The sequence below is a fragment of the Bradyrhizobium huanghuaihaiense genome, assembly GCF_025200885.1.
Taxonomy (GTDB): Bacteria; Pseudomonadota; Alphaproteobacteria; order Rhizobiales; family Xanthobacteraceae; genus Bradyrhizobium; species Bradyrhizobium huanghuaihaiense.
In genome coordinates, this window is sequence record NZ_CP104172.1 from 7450128 (window position 1) to 7466133 (window position 16006).

Consider the following 16006-nt stretch of genomic DNA (forward strand, 5'->3'; position numbering starts at 1 on the left):
CGCGCCTTTTCGAGCGTCGGAGGCGTGGTAGCAGTCTGCTCAATATTTGGATATGCTATGACCCTTATAACCATTATTGTAGTTCGCAATGAAGCACCGGGACCTCTCCGAGACGAACCTGCTGGACCCGCGCCTGCTCCGGCTCTTCGACGCCTTGTTCACCACGGGCAGCGTCACCAAGGCAGCCCAAAGGCTCGGTCAAAGTCAGCCGACCATTTCGATCTGGCTGGCGCGCCTGCGAAAGGAACTCGACGATCCGCTCTTCATCCGGTCGGCGGAGGGGATGCTGCCGACGCCGCGCGCCGAGGCTCTCATCGGGACGGCGAGGCAGGTGCTGGAAATGCTGCGTCGCCTGGCCGAGCTTCGCACGGATTTCGATCCGACAACCGCAAAACGCCGTTTTACCATCTGCATGACGGATGGAAGCCACGTCACGCTGCTTCCGTCCATTCTCGCTCACGTCCGCCGCGTTGCCGCTGGCGTTCGTATCGAGGCGACACAGATCGGCGCGGACACCCCACGGATGCTGCAATCCGGCGAAGCTGATCTGGCGCTCGGCTACATCTCGGATCTCGATGCGGGGCACTTCCAGCAGGCGCTGTTTCCGCAGGATTGGGTCTGCCTGGCGAACGCAAGACATGCCCGGATCCGCGACCGCATCACAGCTAAGGATTTCCGGCGTGAGGCACACGTCCTCATCCGCTCCGGCACTGGACATCAGTTGCTCGCGGACGCGCTACAGCAGCAGCGGATGGTCCTTGACGTTGCGCTCGAGCTACCGGGCTTTTTGGGGTTACCTGCAATCGTCGGGACGACTGACCTGATCGCAACCCTTCCAAGGCACATTGGCGAAACGCTGGCTCACTACTACGGCCTGCGCGTGCTCGACTGCCCCCTGGCAATCGCCGGATTTACTGTAAAGCAATATTGGCACGCCCGTTTCCATCACGATCCGGCAAGCCAATGGTTGCGTGGCGTCTGCGCGGAACTTTTTCAACAGCAGGAAGTGCGGGGTCTACATCGTTCCGGTCGGCCAAAGCAACGAAAGCCACGCAATTTGCAGTCGTAATGGTCCTGCTGGCGGAGCAGCGACCGCGCCCCGGCGCATTCTTGTGGACGTTCATCTGGTCTCTCCCTGAACACTGAAGCTTCGCAACCTCAGCTTCCTCGGTTCAGACCGAGATGAGTGCGCGGACCGGGGGAATTGATGCAAAGGCTGTAACCACACCCGAACGGATGTAGCCGATGTTACGGCTGCCAGACGAGCGCTATATCCGAACTGACGGCTGGGCATTCGAGCTTCCCGGGACGACATTCTGCCCGCAGTGCAGAACCCGTCCGATCGCGCGGAGCGATTGCGATGAGGGAGGCTACGATGGATTTTACGCGGATGTCGGATGGAATCCGGCTGCATCACGCCTCTCGTCACCACGATGGATACGATGGCGCGGACGAATTGGGCCCTGCGTCGAGTGCTCCGTTCGTGGCTGACCCGGTCGGCGGTAGCGCCCTGGTCCATCGTCCCGGCCCGTTTGCTGGTCCTGGAGCATACGCCGCGAGCGCGAATACCCATCATAGAGACTCCGACCCCGTTCAATCCAAACATCCCCCATCGGGGGGCGAGATGGGCGGCCACGCCGGCAACCACGCTGCAGCGGGCCTGGATGCTTCGTCTACGAAGCCTCCTGCCGGCGCATCCTCTCCCGAGAAGGGCATTGCTTCGGTCGAGAGTGGCGCGAATACGGCAGGGAACGGCGGGGATGGCCATTTTTACGGAGGTATCATTCACGCGTCCCTGTTGATCTACGAACCGATCAACATTTCGATCAGCGTGGGATACGGCTCGGTCGCCCTGGCCAACCAGTCCAACAATCTGAATGTCGATCAATCCGCTCTTCAAATGGTCGGCGTCGGCGGCCATGGCGGCAATGACAACATTGCAGCGGGTGGGAGCACCGGTACGTTTTTGGATTCCGGCGTGATCGCGAGTGGCGACAACAGCGCCGGAAACGGCGGCAGCGGCTATTTCTCGGGTGCGATCGTGGACGCTCCCGTGGTGATCTATCATCCGATCAATATTGCATTGGCGAGCTCGGGCGGCACTGCACATGCAAGTCAGTCGAACACGGTCGACATCGACCAATCGGCCACGCAGGTCGCGGGCGTCGGCGGAAGTGGCGGACATGGCAATGTGGCCGCCGGCGGCAGCGTCATCACGCTCGACCCCAATTGGGGATCGAGCGTCTTTGACGTTCAAACGGGCGGAAGCCAGGCCGGCAATGGCGGTGACGGCATGTTCTACGGGGAACTCATCCATACCTCGTTTGTCGTGTACAACCCGATCAACATCGCAGTCGCGGGCTATGGCTCCAGCGCTTACGCGGTCCAGATAAATGATGTCTCCGTGGATCAATCCGCGGTTCAGATCGCCGGCATTGGCGGGCACGGCGGCAACGACAACGCCGCAGCGGGCGGCCATGCAAACCTTCTCTCCCATCATCTGTGGGGCGGGTCCGACACGATCGCGACCGGTTCGAACAGCGCAGGCAATGGCGGCAACGGTTATTTTGCGGGCAGTCTGGTCGACGTCAGCGTCGCGATCTATGCACCCATCAACATAGCAATCGCAGGTCCCCATTCGACGGCCGTGGCCGATCAGGTCAACAACGTGCACATCGACCAGAGTACGACCCAGATCGCCGGCGTTGGCGGGGACGGCGGCTACGGCAACCTCGCGCTAGGTGGCGATGCCGCGCATCTGTTGTCGGATCTTCACCTGGTGGCATAGCGAAACGTCGCATCGCTCGCATGGCCGATCGCATCGCGGCGCGCGCCGTCGCCGCTCTTCGCATGCAAAGCCCGCGCAGAGGCGCCCTCCCCTGACGAAATGTCGTACTTTCGTACGTAGGCCCACCAAACCGGATGGTGTTCGATTTGACATCTATCGCGCTCGCGCACGGGCGGATCAGACTTGCCGTGCGCGTCCGCCTGATCGGGATGGATGTTGCACGACAACCAACAAAACGACGGAGGCCTCAAATGATGCCAAAGGCAATCAACATCTCGGATACGATCAAATTCAAATCGATCGACACCGGTGGTCAAAGTGCCGGAAATGGCGGCGACGGTACCTTCAAGGGAGCCATCATCAGCAAGCCGACTGTCAACTACGATCCGACCAACAAGGCGGAAGGCGCCGACGTGCACGTGAGCACCGGCGATCACGTCAAACAGACGGCGGATTGGGATGCCGGCGGCGCCAACGCCAAGGCCTCGGTGTTCTCCAAGGCTCATGGCGGAGACGCCGAGTCGAACGGAAGCCAGAAGTCCTACAGCGGCTACGATACCTCCAAGGTCTACGCCAATACGGATGCCACCCAGATCAACAAGCTTGCGGTGGACCAGCACCAGGAAGTTGTCGCCGGCATCGGCGGCGATGGCGGAGACGGCAACTTCGCATGGGGTGGCGGAGTGACCTTCCATCTCGACACGCTCTGACGAGCCGCTCGTCCGACTGGCGGGACCGGCTGCCGCGGCCGCCGGTCCCGGATTTCGCGCCAAAGATCTACCGATGCGGTTGCCGGATTGCGTTGACCATCAGTCAAGTGCGCTGGACCTCGATTTCAGGCGGTGACGATCATGCTGATGCCGCCCATTCGGTTGCCCATCTTGCCGCAGATCCGGACGCCACTGCACACAGCCCTCCGGTCCTGCGTGGGACCGCTGGGTCTCGTATTCGCATATAGCTGCAGTTACAATCTGCTGCTGTTTGCGCCCTCCATCTATCTTCTTCAGATCTACGACCGGGTGTTGTCGAGCCGGAGCGGCGACACGTTGCTCCTGCTCACGCTCATAGTCGCGATCACAGTGGTCGTCGGCGGCGTGTTCGATGCATTGCGGCGCGCCGTCCTTGGACGCCTCGGCGCCTGGCTCGACGATCGCCTTCGTCCCTGCGTGCTTTCGGCCGGCCTCGAATCAGCGTTTCGTAGCGATTGGACGCAAGCGTCGGGCGCATATCGGGACCTCACCGTGCTGCGCCAGTTCGTCGAGTCCGGCTCATGTACGATGCTGTTCGACGCGCTCTGGGCGCCCTTGTTCCTCCTTGTCCTCGTTCTGATCCATCCCCTGCTTGGCGTGGTGGGCGCCTGCTGCGTCGCCTTCCTGTTCGCACTCACGGTCGCCGGAGAGCTGGTCACGGAAGACGCTTTGCTCAGGTCCAGCGCCGCGCTCTCCAGAAGCTACGGTCGCCTTCAGACTGCCGCGGGCAACATCCACATGATCCGCGCCATGGGAATGTTCGATAGCGCTGCGCGCATGATCCACCGTGACGCGCAGCACGCGCGCAGAGAGCACGATGTGGCGCTCCGGCGAGGCGAGATCGTCTCACTGGCCACCAAGCCGGTTCGCGCGCTGTCGCAGGTCTTGATCATGGGGGCTGCCGCGTGGCTCGTCCTCGATCACGGGAAAAGTCCGGCAATCATCTTTGCTTCTACGCTGATGTTCAGCCGGGCGCTCGCGCCGGTCGAAAGTGCGGTCGCAGGCTGGAAATCACTCGTGACGGCCGTGAACGCCTGTCAGCGGCTCGGCGCACTTCTCGCCGCATTCCCCGTCGCCCGGCAGGAGAGCGCGGGGGTTTTCCCGCCGCAGGCGCGAAGCGGCCTCGTCGTCGACAATGTGGGCGTGTGGCTTGCGGGGACCTACCATCTTCTGCTGAACGGCGTCTCCTTCAGCCTCATGCCCGGAGAATGCCTTGGCATCATCGGTCCGTCCGGGTCAGGCAAGTCCTTGCTCGGCCAGGTGATCGCCGGGCTGTCGATGCCGACGCATGGCCGTGTCCTCCTCGACAATACCGACGTCTCGCTGCTTCGCGAGGGCCGAAACGGCGACGGCCTCGGATATCTCCCCCAGGACATCAATCTGATCGGCGACACCATCAACGACATCATCGCACGCCTTGAAGATGCCGACCGGCGGAAGGTCGTCGAAGCGGCCAAGCTCGCCGGAATCCATGGGGCGATCATGCGCCTGCCGCAGGGTTACGACACGGTGGTTCACAGTGAAACAATCTTCTCACGCGGGTATCGGCAGCGCCTCGGTCTTGCCCGCGCCTTTTTCGGCAGCCCACGCCTCATCGTTCTCGACGAACCCAACGCCAGCCTCGACTACGGGGGCGAGCGAATGCTCCTGGATGCCATCGAGCGCATGAAGCTCGCAGGCGTCATCCTTGTCGTCGTCACTCACAGGATGGGTCTCCTCGCCGCCACGGACAAGATTGCCATCATGGAAGACGGTGCGGTCGCCGCGTTCGGCGACAGCGAGGACATCTTTGAACGGCACCTGAGCCGACCCCAGGTTACTTCGCAGGTTGCGCCATGATGTGGAATTCTCTCACCATCTGGAAGCATCCCGCCGTCTCGAGACTTCCCATGATCTGGGACCGGCTCATGCGAGCGCCGCCAAGCCCCCCGCCCGCACGGCGATCTGGCGTCGTGGTGACCGCAATCGACGATTTCGAGCCTCTGGAATTTCCGTGGTGCTCGACGCCTACGCCGACCTCGCCACGCGGAAGGCTTCGCGCTATCACCGTCGCGGGCAATCTGCTGGTGCTCTGCTTCATGCTGGGGCTTGGTACATGGGCGAGCCTCGCGCCTCTCGAGAGCGCCGCGGTCGCGTCCGGCGTCGTGGAATCGGAATCGAGCCGGAAGACGATTCAGCATCTGGAAGGCGGTATCGTCAGCAAGATCCTGGTTTCGGATGGCGACAACGTGCGCAGCGGCCAAACGCTGATCGCGCTGGAGGACACCCGGGCGAGCTCGGAGGTACAAAGTCTTCAAGGCCAATTTTGGGATGCGGCTGCTCGTGCCGCTCGGCTTCAAGCCGAGCAGCAGAGGTTCGAGAGGATCGCAATTCCGGACGCGCTGGAACAGGACAGCAGGCAGAGCGGAGTGGCCGCCGCTGCAGTGTCGGCGCAGCAATTCATTTTTCAGGCGCGCCTGCAGGTTCACGAGTCGCAGCTTGCGGTCATTCGCGAACGAAGGCGTCAAGTCGAGAAGGAGATCGAAGGTCTCACGGCGCAGGAGAGCGCCACCGGGCAGCGGATCGGCATCGTCCGGGAGGAACTGGATATGGTCACGACCCTCGTCAACAAGGGGCTCGAACGGCGGCCGCGACTTCTGAACCTGCAGCGGGAGCTGGCCGACGTTGAGGGCCGCCGCGGCGAGATCGCGGCGCAGATTTCCCGCGCCGCGCAAGTCATCAGCGAACAGCAGGCCACATTGTTCAAGCTCGAGAGCGAGAGGCAGAACGAGATCGCACAGTCGCTTCGTGAGGCACAGAATCAGATATTCCAGCTCCGCGAGCGGTTGTTTGCGGCCAGGGACCAGCTATCGCGAACGGAGGTCAAGGCGCCAGAGGACGGCGTGATAACCGATTTGCGGATTCATACAGCCGGTGGCGTCATCGGAGCGGGCGCTCCGCTCATGGACCTGGTGCCCCGGCAAGACCGTCTCATCGTGACCGCGCGCCTGAGGCCCGAGGATATCGATGTGGTTCATCCCGGCCTCAATGCCGAGGTTCACCTCCTACCGTACAATCAGCGTCGCGTACCTCGCCTAAAGGGAACTGTCGTGCACCTGTCCGCAGACCGGCTCCTCGACAAGCGTACCGACCAGCCATACTACGCGACCAAAATCCGGATCGACGACGCGCAGATCGTCGCAAACGACATCCCGATCGTCCCCGGCATGCCGGTTCAAGTGTTCATCACGACAGGGCGCGGTACCGTGGCTCTCTACGCGCTCAGGCCCCTGCTCGACAGCTTCCGTGGTGCATTCAGAGAGGACTAAGTCTCCTGCATCGGACCTGCGCCGGGTTCGTGATCGCGCCCCTGCGCCGGCAACCGGCCACGCCAGCGGAGCACGGCTTCCGTCCGATTGTGCGCAGCACATTTCCGCATGATATGCTGGATGTGCATTTTGACTGTGCTTTCCGAGAGGTTCAATTTGGCGGCGATCAGCTTGTTGGGCAGGCCGAGCTCCAATTCCGCCAGAACCTGTTGCTCACGAGGCGTGAGATCCGTCACGCTCCTTTCGATAGTCACTCCGGCTCCCTCGTTCACAAGATATGCGCGCGCAAGCCCGCGTGCATCTGGCGGCTCGAAATTCGGTATCCTGTTCATCCCGGCGACGGGCAACGGCCTGTAGACGCCGCCGACAAGGACAAGGCGCAGGCCAGCTATGGCGATCTCGATCGGCAGCGAGGTAGAAAGAAAGCCGCGTACGCCCCGCTGCATCGCGGCCTGTACGGTCGGCTCGTCGTCATGGTTTGACAGGATTGCAACGGCGGCGTTGGGACAACACTCCGCGACGAAGGCGAGACTGCCCTCAACCGAGGGATCGTCGATGGGCTTGTCTGCGATACTCAGCACCACCAGACGAACATCGCGGGTTGACGTGCAGTCCAGGCTTTCGACCGTTGCCATGTCGAGGATCTCGAATTCCGCCAATTCCCGCCTGAGGACGTTCAGAATACATGTGCGAGGCAACAGGAGCGGTTCGACGATCACCAGAACCGGCAAGTGAAGCGACCCATCGAGCCGCTTTGAGGAGTTGGTTATGTCGTCCATGATTTCCTCGAGATGAAAAGAGCTTCCACGATATTCCCATTCCCTATTGCTTCTCCCCTGCTGCTGCATTCATCCTGAATGATCATCATGAGAGCGGCGCAGTGCCACCGCAGTGCCTTATCCACTGCGGGTTTACCTGACGCCTGGGTGGAAATTCTTTCCGCTCAAATCATTTCGGCGCGTACCGCGCGGTGACGCAGTCGACGCATTCCCTAATTGCAGATATTTCGATAGGCCGTTGACGCCGCCGACCCCGACTTGCCGTCGACGACATATGCTTCATCCTCCTTCACGAGATAAAGAAACGGTCTCTCTCCGGTCTCGCCGCCTGATGCGCTTCTTCCTTTCACACGCCCGCAAATCGTATCCACGGGGCGTCCAAGCGTGTTCCTTCGCATCGTGCGCTTCATTTCGGTGAATTCGGCCGATCCTGGATCCTCCATCTTCGTCGCGATGGTGACCTTCGCCTTTTCCAGGACAGGATCTGATACTTCCGCGGGCCGTTCGGATGCCGGGACGTTGATCCTCGTCCGCGGTGACGCCGCTTTGGCGAGGTCGACCGATTTGCTCTTCTTTGGAGATGATTTCTTGCCGGACCTTCCCGGAGTTGCAGAATTCGATTTGACGATCACGGGATTCGGCGCCAATGCCGTCGGCGGTGGCTGCGCGGGTCGGGCGACCGCAACCCGGTCGAAACAGGGTCGTGACGCACACCCAAGGAAATACCCTCGGGAAGGCGCGAACCAGCCAAAGCCGATCAGGACTCCTGCCAGCACTCCAACAAAAAGCAGTCCCATCCGATTCCCTCCCTGGGAGCTCGGCTCGCACTTGTAACTAGGACTAATTCCGCGCTGGTAATCCATCTGTTGCGCAAAAGCGTTAAGCGCCTATTAAGCGCGCAGTGGCCCGATTTGGTCCGCTCTTGGACCCCTCTGCAACTTGAGTGTTCGAAGGTCCGCTTTGCACCACCAAAAGATGCCGATGACCGGCTTATGGCCCACAGGCCAATTCGGGTGCGCCGATCCGCACCGCGGGCTATCCGGAGCCACTATCGACACCACTTGGCCTGACTATCACGGTGTGGTGTTGACTGCCCCTCGCAGCTTCGCCACGTCTGCCGTGGTCACGGCTGGCGCAGCATTCGACCAGCTTTGGCGAACAAATGTCGCAAGTGCAGCGACCTCATCATCGTTCAGCCGCCAGCCGAAGCCCGGCATGACAAGCCGCTCTGGACGCTCGCTTGTGGACGGTATCGCATCGCCGTTTAGGATGAGCGAGATCAAGCCGCCCGGTTGCTTTGCCGTCACCACGGCGTTGCCGTCGAGGTTGGGGAATACGTTCTTGGCGCCCTTGCCGGTGGCAAAATGACAGGCGTTGCAATTATCAAGATAGAGCCTTGCGCCGAGTCCCAGTTGGGGAGAGGCGCTGGCCAATTGCTGGGCGGTCGGAGCAGGCGTGCTGCGCGGTGCGCTTGCGTCGGCGATGGGGCGATCCTGCTTGATCGCCTTGAGATAAGAGACGATCGCCTCCATATCGCTTTTGGGCAGATGCTGCAGCGAATGATCGACAGCCACCGCCATCTCGCCCGAAACGCCAGCCGTCTCGTTCCGGCCGCTGGCAAGCAAGGCGGCCAACTGCTCGTCGCTCCAGCGTTGGGCCGCGCTGTCCCTGGCGCGCAGATCGGGTGCTGGCCAGGCGCCGATGACACCTCCGGTAAGAAAGTCGGCAGAGCGGGACTCGTAACCCTTCTCGGCGAAAGTCAAGCCGTTGCGCGGGGTGTGGCAGGAGCCGCAATGCGCCAAGGCTTCAACGAGATACGCGCCGCGGTCGAGCTTGGCACTACGCATATAAGGCCTGAATCCCGCCGGCGGCAACGAGGCCCAGTCCCAGAGCCGGATGCCCCAACGCTGGTTGAACGGAAAGGCAAGGCGGGTTTCCGGAACTGACGCTTCCACCGGTGCCAGCTCATTCATGAAATAGCCGTAGAGTGCACGGACATCCTCTTCCGTCATTTTACGATAGCTCGGATAGGGCATGGCCGGATAGAGATGCACGCCATCTCTCCTGAGACCGTCATAGAGGGCGGCGCGAAAGTCATCGAGCGTGTAATTGCCGATGCCGGTCTTTCTGTCAGGTGTGATGTTGCTCGCGTAGATTCTGCCGATTGGCGTTTCGACCACACGCCCACCCGCGAAAGGCTTGCCTCCGGGCGCGGTATGGCACGCCGCACAATCGGCCGCGATCGCAACCCGCTCGCCCGCTCCCGCCGGAGGCTCGTAGCCTGCCGCCAAGTTCGTGACCGCTGCGGTGCGATGCATCGGCATGAGCATCAGACCAAGAAGTGTGACAATTGCGAGAACGATGAGCCCGCCAATGATGCGAACAAGCGCCCTCATGCCATGCTCCTCGACTCAGGCCAACGGACGGGGGTTTCTCAGATAGTCGTGTTTGATCGCATGCGCTGACCAGTAGGCTAGAGCGCCGACGGTCCCTGTGGGATTGTATTGCAGGTTCTGGGGGAAGGCGCTGGCGCCCATTACGAACACGTTGTGGACATCCCAAGTTTGGAGATAGCGGTTCACCCTCTCTTCGTTGGGTCGACACCCATGATTGCGCCGCCGACCGTATGGGTTGTTTGGTAGGGACGGACATCGTAATGCGAACTGTCTCCTTTATACCCGGACACCCAGCTCGTTGGATTCAGAAATTTCGCGATGGACTCGACCTTGGAGCGCATGAACTGGGTCATACGAATGTCATTTGGCTTCCAGTCGAATGTCATACGCAGCATGGGCTGACCGTGCTTGTTGCGATAGGTCGGATCGAGATCGAGGTAACAGTCCCGATAGGACATGTTCGAGCCATGCGAGCCAATGCTCATGGAGTGGCCATACCAATCCCTGATACCCTTTTTCCAGCCTGCCCCCCAGGTCGGCGTGCCAGACGGTAGCGCCATCGAGCGAATTGGCTGGCCGTTGAACTGACCGCTGGATATATAGCTGCCACCAATGAACCCTTCTTTTCCGAAGTCGATCTGACCTACGGAGAAGTTGTCAATCACCATCGCGCTCGAGCCCGCGCCCACGAACGGATTGAAATTCAACTCCTTGAAAAATAGGCTGGTACCGCCTGTCATTTGGTAAGCATAGTTCTTGCCCACGACACCTTCTCCGGTTTCCGCCACATACGGCCTGCCGATCCCCGACAGCAGCAGAAGGTGTACGTTGTGGAACTGATAGGCTGCCAGAATCACGAGATCGGCGGGTTGGAAGATCTCCTCTCCTTTCTCGTCAATGTAGGTCACTCCGGTCGCCGTCTTCCTGTCCGACGCGAGTTCGACGCGTAATACTTCTGAACGCGTCTGGTAGCTGAAGTTCGACTTGCGCTTCAACGCGCCGAGAATGCAGGTCTGCGGCGAAGACTTCGAGTAGCCGATACAACCGAAGCGCTCGCAAAATCCGCAGAAATTACACGGTCCGAGCTGCATTCCATATTCGTTGGTGTAGGCATCGGAGAGGTTCGCCGCCGGCAGCGGGAACGGGTGATAGCCCATTGCTTTTGCGGCATCGCCAAATATCTTGCCGTTTAACAGCGTTGGTAGGGGCGGCAACGGATAATCGCGTTTGCGCGGCCCCTCGAACGGATTTCCGCCGGCCTGTGTTGATCCGCCGAGATTGCCGGCCCGTCCTGAAATGCCACAGACATACTCGAACCGCTCAAAGTGGGGTTCAAGCTCGTCGTAGGTCACGCCCCAATCCTCAATGGTCATGCCCGCCGGGATGACACTCGCACCGAACTTCTCCAGGACGTAGGTCTTCAGCCGGAGCTCTTCCGGCAACGCTCGCCAAGTGTGACCATTCCAATGCAGGCCCGCTCCGCCGACACCGTTTCCGGGCAGGAAGCTGCCGAGCGAACGATACGGCAGAGCCGTGTCCCGTAGTGAATGACGGACGGTCACGGTTGAGTCGGCGGGCCGCAGCATCAGACCGTGACGAACGCCGTATTTCAGTTCGTCGATCATCTTCGGATACGCGAGATCCTGTATCATATCGCGATCCGCGCCGCGCTCGAGCGCAAGTACCTTCAGGCCGGCGTTGGCAAGCTCGATTCCCAGAATGGAGCCGGTCCAACCCAGCCCGACGATAACGACATCCGTCTTTTTCTGTCTGCGCGCCATCGTCATCCCCTGTCGCCTGAAATGGAAACGGGGCCGAGCGGATAAGGAGCGCCCTTGTCGTTTGCCCATTCAAGATACGCACCGCGAGCGCCGGGGAAGCCTATGTATTTCCAGGCGGCCATTCGGTAATTACCGCCATAGATCGGATCCGCGAAGTAACCTTCCTTCGTGTTCTGGAGGAGGAGCACGAAGAAGTCGCGCAGCTCCGCCTTGAGCGGCATTTTCCTTGCCTGCAAATCTTTGAGAACCTCGTCCTGCAAATTGGGACCGAGCTCCGCAAAGGCCTTACCCTTTTCCTCCGTACACCATTCGTCGACGAGCGCGATGCTCTGGCGATAGATCTGTGCCGGCGTCAGGGGCGATTGAAAGCCGAGCAGGGGATTGGCGCCGGGCTCGTGGGGGCCAAGCATGTACCAGTCCGACGCTTTGCCAAACTCTCCCGCCATCTGCGTGTCAATGAAGACTGGAACTCGTGCCTCGAGAGCGCCGGGGCCCTCGCCCTCCGATGGGATTAACCGCGCACAGGCCGCACGAATGAATGCCCATTCCGTCGTGCTGAAATATAGAGGCTTATAGCCGTCCAAGAAAGCGTGCGACATTTGCGCTTCACTCGAGCCAAGTGTCGACAGCAACGCGGTGCCACCAAGCGCTGCTTTCAGCACAGATCGCCGATCTGGGAGGACCGCTGGCACCACAAGCTCGCGCCGCGTTGTAGGAGGTTGGTCAGTCATGTTGTGCAGCTTTCATGACAACTCGTCGAGCCCAGACCGATACGCATTTGGAATTGAGATCCGCAAGCTTGCCCGCTTCAGCGACTCGGCGCGGCAACTCGAAACGCGAAGACCTAAGCTCGACGGCAGCAACCGGCTCCGCCGAGCCCAAGCCAAATGACTGCGCATAACTGGGCGGGCCGACCGAACGTAAGAGGACGGTAGCAGATCACTCTGAAGACGGATCAAACCACCTGATTGCGAAGCGTCTGTTCACCTCGCCCAAGCCTCGACAGATTTTCGATCAGAATATCGATCACGTTGTCCTCATAAGCGCATGTTTCGGCTGCCGTATGAGGCGTGATCAGGACGTTTGGCAATCGCCACAGCGGAGATTCGGGGGGCAGCGGCTCTTCGCGGGTAACGTCAAGCCCCGCCGCCCTCAGCGATCGTGACTCCAGGGCATCGATGAGTGCACCTTCGTCAACCACCTTCCCTCTTGCGACGTTGATCAGATGCGCACTCGGTTTCATGGCGCGCAATGCAGATGCGGTAATGAGATTTTCCGTTTCACTGGTCAGCGGGCAGGTCAACGCTACGACGTCCGCTCGAGGCAACAACTCAAACAAGCGGCTTTTATCGTACACTTCATCGGCCGATTCAGCTCCAACTGACACGTCCTGCTTGACGGCAATCACATTCATGTTGAACGCCTTTGCAATCTTCCCAAGCCGCGATCCGATCCGACCGTAGCCAACGACCAGAAGGGTTTTACCGGCCAGTTCGTCTTCCCGGCTGTCGAGATCGGAAATCATCCCGCGCCACAACTTTGCAGATTGGTTGTCGCGTCCTGTATGAACATGGCGCCGGAGGGAGAGCATCAACGCCATGGCATGTTCGGCTACGGCATTCGCATTCGCTCCAGACGCGCTCGCCAGACGAATCCCCCTCTCCCGTAGGGCTCCCCTGTCGAAGTGATCCGTACCGGAGCTGATCGACTGTATATATTTGAGATTTGGCGCGTCCCTCAGGAGTTCATTTCTCCACATCATCGATATTACGACGACGTCCACCTCCGATAGATGCTCCTTCAATTCTTCGACGGATCTCACCTGAAAGCTGGAGATTCCCGTTTTGCGCTCTTCGAACTTGACGTGCATGTGATAAGCGGAATGCGCAAAGCAGACTTTTCGGCCAATTCTTCTGATCGACTTTTCAAGTTCCATTGCCTCTACTCACGTTACCTTGACAAACGGGAAGATGGATCGAAGTGCCGGTTCAATTGGACGATCCGGCGAAGTCCAACGTGCGAGGAAAAAAGCCGGGAACGAGCCGATCCGTTTTGTCACCAACGCTCGCCTGGTAGATCGCCGCTCCAACGGCTAGATCGAGCACGCCCAACCCAAACGGTGAAAAGAGCCGAGGGCGATCCAAATCGGGTCGTAGCACGCCGGCAAGAATATCTGCCAAGGTCCCCGCGATGAAGTTGCGATGTCGGACGCTCTGCTCCGTTAGATGCACCGAGGTATTTGCCTTGAGACAATGTTCGATATCGTCGACCACATTCTGACAGCTCAGCACGATCTCAGGACTAAGATCTCTGAGAGAAACATGGAGTACGGTGGGGTTGTGCTCGAATAGACCAGGATTACCTAGGTATGGCGTCGGGGCAGTCGTAGCAAAGAGCACCAGATCGCTGCTCGCAATCATCGCGGCGTTGTCGGGCTCGAATTCGGCCGTCAGGGACCAGGCCGCCTTCATGTGATCCACAAGCGATTTGCCACGCTCGGCATTGAGATCATGCACGCGCATCTCACCGATCTGCCACCCGTTCCGCAGCAGGAATTCGCAGGTCATCCGCGCGATCGGCCCAGCACCGACGACCCCTAGCCGCCGAATTTGTTTCGGAGACGGATGCAGTTGCTCGGCGGCAACGACCGCCGACGCCGCCGTTCGTGCGGCGCTAATAATCGATCCCTCAAGGCAGGCGAAGGGGTAGCCCGTAGTGTAGTCGTTAAGAATCAGAACCGCCGAAGCTCGCTGCAGGTCACGTTCATGATTGGAAGGATAGCTCGAAATCCATTTGATGCCGGCAATGGGCGATTGCTCTCCGAGAGCCGCAGGGAGCGCGATAATTCGCGCGGTTGGCTGATCGGGAAATCGCAGGAAGTAGCTGTCCGGATTGACCGTGCTCCCCCGACGATGCGCTAGATATGTTGCCTTTACGATCTCGACGAGATTCTCGACGTTTTCGGCGACGTAGTTGCGGATAAAGTCGCTTCCAACGACGGAGAACGTGGGCTGCGGCGGGATCATGGACGCGTTCATCTTCAAGCCTCCTCCGGGATTCATGCAATCTTTCGATCAAGATGCGGTTGCTCGAGTTCGGGATAACGTTCTAGGACCCATGAGGAGTCGTAGAGTGTAGAGGTGTAGCGATCTCCGAAGTCTGGCGAGATCGCGACGATCGTTGAACCAGGAGGGATGCGATCAGAGTATTTTTGGATGCCGGCCATGACAGTTCCACTGGACGCGCCGAGCAAGAAGCCGTGCTCGCGCTGGAATTGCCAGCAAGCCCGCACGGCGTCGGCTTCCGGGACCATGACCTGGTCGTCCATCAGATCTGCGTCGAAGAGCGGGGGCCGTTGACTTGCACCCAGGCCAGGGAGATATCGTCGTTGCGGCTGGTGACCGAAGGTCACTGAGCCGACGCTGTCGATTCCAATAATGCGTACATGCGGAGCATGCGCCCGAAAGTACTCGGCACACCCCATGGCAGTTCCGGAAGTCCCCACGCCGACGAACAAGTAGTCTATGCGAGGACATTTTCGTCGAATGGCGGGACCAGTCCAGCGGTGGTGCGCCCATTTCGCCGCAGGGTTGGCATACTGGTTCGTCCAAACGCAATTTGGCACTTCGCGCACTATCTTCGCGACGCGAGCGAGTCTCGTACCAAGAAAGCCGCCATTTGCATCAAGTTCCGTGACTGGTTCGAGAATGCCGCCATGCGCCTCAATCAGGCGACTGGTGTCGGGCGATATGTTGGGATCACACACGCATATGAAACGGAAGCTCAGGGAGGCAGACAGCAGACTCAGGGCCAGACCGAGGTTGCCCGACGACGACTCTACGATCGTCGCGCCCGCGCGCAACTTTCCGGATCGCTCCAGATCTCCGATCATGGCCAGAGCAGTCTTGAACTTGATCGAGCCGGCCGGGTTCAATCCTTCCAACTTCAGCTGGACGACCAGTTGAGTTCCCGGCAACGGCAGCTCGTAGAAGACGTCATCCTGGATGAGCGACTCGAGTGAAGGAATAGTCATTGCAATGCTCCTCCGCGGCTGACGCACGCGACAGCGTCAAGGCCGAACAACCACGGGCTAACCTCACGGAGTTCGCGGAAGGCGATATTGATGAGGCCAGCTCGCGCCTTCGCGTTCATCGCCGGTTGAGCTTTGAACGAGGATGGAGCTGCGACATGTGAGACTTCGTTCG

Annotated in this window: 12 protein-coding genes and 1 pseudogene; 5 read left to right on the forward strand and 8 right to left on the reverse strand. The window is 60.1% G+C overall.

Going from position 1 to position 16006, the window contains the following annotated elements:
- Nucleotides 1-88: 88 nt before the first annotated feature.
- From N2603_RS35140 to N2603_RS35160, 5 genes are all read left to right on the forward strand, one after another.
- Complete coding sequence (locus tag N2603_RS35140) at nt 89-1069, forward strand: LysR family transcriptional regulator (RefSeq protein WP_260385733.1); 981 nt, start codon at nt 89-91, stop codon at nt 1067-1069.
- Between the two features lie 555 nt (nt 1070-1624).
- Nucleotides 1625-2788, forward strand: coding sequence for a hypothetical protein (locus N2603_RS35145; protein WP_260385734.1), 1164 nt, complete (start codon nt 1625-1627; stop codon nt 2786-2788).
- 251 nt (nt 2789-3039) lie between these two features.
- Complete coding sequence (locus N2603_RS35150; protein WP_018643963.1) at nt 3040-3498, forward strand: hypothetical protein; 459 nt, start codon at nt 3040-3042, stop codon at nt 3496-3498.
- Nucleotides 3499-3639: 141 nt separating this feature from the next.
- Nucleotides 3640-5376 (forward strand): type I secretion system permease/ATPase, encoded by a 1737-nt coding sequence (locus tag N2603_RS35155; RefSeq protein WP_260385735.1) that lies wholly within the window; start codon nt 3640-3642, stop codon nt 5374-5376.
- 116 nt (nt 5377-5492) lie between these two features.
- Complete coding sequence (locus tag N2603_RS35160) at nt 5493-6845, forward strand: HlyD family type I secretion periplasmic adaptor subunit (protein WP_260385736.1); 1353 nt, start codon at nt 5493-5495, stop codon at nt 6843-6845.
- On the opposite strand, the gene N2603_RS35165 is transcribed toward N2603_RS35160, so the two are convergent.
- The 8 genes and pseudogenes from N2603_RS35165 to sbnA all read right to left on the reverse strand — a co-directional run bounded on the left by N2603_RS35165 (nt 6842) and on the right by sbnA (nt 15834).
- On the reverse strand, nt 6842-7624 hold the full coding sequence (locus N2603_RS35165) for a response regulator transcription factor (RefSeq protein WP_260385737.1): 783 nt from the start codon (nt 7622-7624) through the stop codon (nt 6842-6844). The two genes, N2603_RS35160 and N2603_RS35165, sit on opposite strands and share 4 nt — an antisense overlap.
- A 212-nt stretch (nt 7625-7836) precedes the next feature.
- Nucleotides 7837-8421 (reverse strand): hypothetical protein, encoded by a 585-nt coding sequence (locus tag N2603_RS35170; RefSeq protein ID WP_260385738.1) that lies wholly within the window; start codon nt 8419-8421, stop codon nt 7837-7839.
- A gap of 276 nt (nt 8422-8697) precedes the next feature.
- The gene (locus tag N2603_RS35175) at nt 8698-10020 is read right to left on the reverse strand and encodes a cytochrome c (protein WP_260385739.1); all 1323 of its coding nucleotides are present in this window, start codon (nt 10018-10020) and stop codon (nt 8698-8700) included.
- Between the two features lie 15 nt (nt 10021-10035).
- A pseudogene (locus N2603_RS35180) lies at nt 10036-11801 on the reverse strand (GMC family oxidoreductase).
- A gap of 2 nt (nt 11802-11803) precedes the next feature.
- The gene (locus N2603_RS35185) at nt 11804-12463 is read right to left on the reverse strand and encodes a gluconate 2-dehydrogenase subunit 3 family protein (RefSeq protein WP_260385740.1); all 660 of its coding nucleotides are present in this window, start codon (nt 12461-12463) and stop codon (nt 11804-11806) included.
- A 293-nt stretch (nt 12464-12756) separates the two neighbouring features.
- Nucleotides 12757-13737: a D-2-hydroxyacid dehydrogenase gene (locus tag N2603_RS35190; protein ID WP_260385741.1), complete on the reverse strand. Its 981-nt coding sequence runs from the start codon at nt 13735-13737 to the stop codon at nt 12757-12759.
- A 52-nt stretch (nt 13738-13789) separates the two neighbouring features.
- Entirely contained in the window at nt 13790-14839 is a 1050-nt protein-coding gene (gene sbnB / locus N2603_RS35195) for a 2,3-diaminopropionate biosynthesis protein SbnB (RefSeq protein WP_260385742.1), read from the reverse strand.
- Nucleotides 14840-14859: 20 nt separating this feature from the next.
- The gene (sbnA, locus tag N2603_RS35200) at nt 14860-15834 is read right to left on the reverse strand and encodes a 2,3-diaminopropionate biosynthesis protein SbnA (RefSeq protein ID WP_260385743.1); all 975 of its coding nucleotides are present in this window, start codon (nt 15832-15834) and stop codon (nt 14860-14862) included.
- Nucleotides 15835-16006 lie beyond the last annotated feature (172 nt).